The following is a 2,120-nucleotide window of genomic DNA, read 5'->3' on the forward strand; positions in this document are numbered from 1 at the left end:
CTTTTTCATTAATTCATCTTTTAACTGTGACATTTCTTCCCTCCTGTATTCCTTAGAAGTTGGTAATAGTTATTACTTACATGTGTCATACAATAAATTACTCAGCCATATATTTATTCCTAAGACAGTCTTAAAACACGTTTAATATATAACTTTCCCTTTATTATGTTATCTCCAAATAAAAAATAGATGAGATTTTTACTATTTATTTTTAAGTATCTATATTTTTTTTTGATTCTTATTCTCTCAAATAAATTTTTTGATAATATAAATTCTCTTTTTAAACTGTTATAACTAATTATATCATTATATAACTTTCTTTTTATATCATCTTCTACTTTTCTATTTATAAAATCTTTAAAGTGTTCGTAATAATTAAAGTGTCTTTTATAATCCCTTTTCATCAAATTTATAACTTGCGGTATACTTTTATTAAAACTCCCGTTATCATTCTTGGAATGTTGCCTATACTTAATTAGTGGTTTATTAACTTTCACAATATCTCCATAGTAATTAGCAATAAAAGCTATCCACCAATCTTCAAACAATAATTTGTTAGGTACTGGAAAAATAATATCTTTAAACTTGGAGTTAACCAACATCGTCCCTCCAGAAATAATATTATTATTTAATAACTTTTTAAGTCTTTCCTCTTTATCTTCTATAAAATCACTGCATAATACTTTTATTTTATTCAGTTTTTCATCAGTTACTTCAAGATCTCCATATACTAATGATATAGATCGACTTTGTTTCATATATTTTATTTGCTCCTCTATTCTATACTTAAAACTTATATCATCAGCACCTAGTACAGCAATATATTTTCCACTCGCCATTTCTACAGAATTATTATATGCTGCTACCTTTCCTCTATTTTTATCAAACTTACTTAGCTTTACTCTGTTATCTTTTGAGTAATATTTGTTCAATATATCCCATGTATTATCTTTTGAGCCGTCATCTGTAATACAAACCTGTATATTAGAATAAGTTTGATTTAGACATGAATCTACGCACTCTTTAATATATTTCTCTACATTATAAGCTGCAATCACAAAGCTTACTAATTCATCATTTTTCATAATATACACCTAACTTTAATATAAAATTTACCCGTGATAATGTACTGTCTAGTAGCAAACATTTGATATACCTATTGAATTGTTTGGTTCAAATGAAATTTATATCTACTAAAATATAATTCTCTATTCTAATTAAGTAAATTGGATAATTGAAAATTTATACTTTATACAATTTATACATCTTACTTTTACTAGATTAATATCCATGTATTTGAAAACTATGGATGCTTTTTATTAGTTCCTTGTTAAAACAAGTATAGCAAAGCTAGGCACTATCGTACCTATGGATAACTTTGAATTTTTCTTATATTACGCTACTTTATTTAAGTCGTTAGACTTTTGGTTAACTGCAATTGTACCTCCAACTAAAGCCATACAATTTAAGATAGCAATTACTTTAGCTTTGTGTATACCTGCTGAACGCAGGTTATCTACGCTTAAAAGTTCTTTCAATCTAAAGTTGCATTAATGGTACAGCTAACTCGCTATCACTATAACTTGCTGGTGAAAGAAGTACGCTTAATGGTAGCTCACTTTTGCAATCTGCTAAAATGCGAAGCTTATATCCAAGCCAACATATTTTGTTACTATCGGTATCTCGTTTGGCGCTCCAGTTTGCTGATTTACCGTCATTTTTTAATTTTGATTTAGGTTTAGCTTTCTCATAATCATCTATTTTCGTAGAATCAATAGCTACATTAGTGACATCTATTATACCTAATGACTTTCCTCTTTTCACTAAATTCAAAAAGTCATCTTCTAAAGATGGACTGCTTGAAACTTTAGCTGAAAAGCTACTAAAAGTTAATGCTGAAGGTGTTTTGATAGAATATTAAAGCCACAGGTATATCTAAATACTGGGTCAGTTTTAAGTCTAGCGACTAATTTTTTAAATGTAGCAACTTGTTCAACTTGCATGGCAACTAATGAATATAACAATGCAAGTTCGTCATGCCCTTTCGGGCCACGCGTAGCGTGAGAATCGATTTTTTTGCAAAATAATTTTTAAATTTTCCTGACTATGAATTATAAAAC

4 protein-coding genes are annotated in these 2,120 nt (G+C 28.2%); all 4 read right to left on the reverse strand.

The genetic code is table 11. The features are described from left to right. Positions 1-119: 119 nt before the first annotated feature. Positions 120-1,085: a glycosyltransferase gene (locus tag P8V03_RS18855; protein WP_318799354.1), complete on the reverse strand. Its 966-nt coding sequence runs from the start codon at positions 1,083-1,085 to the stop codon at positions 120-122. Between the two features lie 309 nt (positions 1,086-1,394). After that, on the reverse strand, positions 1,395-1,538 hold the full coding sequence (locus tag P8V03_RS18860) for a hypothetical protein (protein ID WP_318799355.1): 144 nt from the start codon (positions 1,536-1,538) through the stop codon (positions 1,395-1,397). A 1-nt stretch (position 1,539) separates the two neighbouring features. After that, a complete protein-coding gene (locus P8V03_RS18865) occupies positions 1,540-1,833 on the reverse strand; it encodes a hypothetical protein (protein WP_318799356.1) in 294 nt (97 codons plus the stop codon). A gap of 56 nt (positions 1,834-1,889) precedes the next feature. Then, positions 1,890-2,072 carry a transposase gene (locus tag P8V03_RS19250; RefSeq protein ID WP_428978994.1) on the reverse strand — a complete coding sequence of 61 codons (183 nt, stop codon included), beginning with the start codon at positions 2,070-2,072 and terminating at the stop codon, positions 1,890-1,892. Positions 2,073-2,120: the final 48 nt, after the last annotated feature.

Source organism: Clostridium tanneri (assembly GCF_033659955.1).
GTDB classification, from domain to species: domain Bacteria; phylum Bacillota; class Clostridia; order Clostridiales; family Clostridiaceae; genus Clostridium_AM; species Clostridium_AM tanneri.

Bases quoted from the DNA above. Each gene is read 5' to 3' on its own strand.
- P8V03_RS18855 (WP_318799354.1), bottom strand. From the start codon at position 1,085: ATGAAAAATGATGAATTAGTAAGCTTTGTGATTGCAGCTTATAATGTA.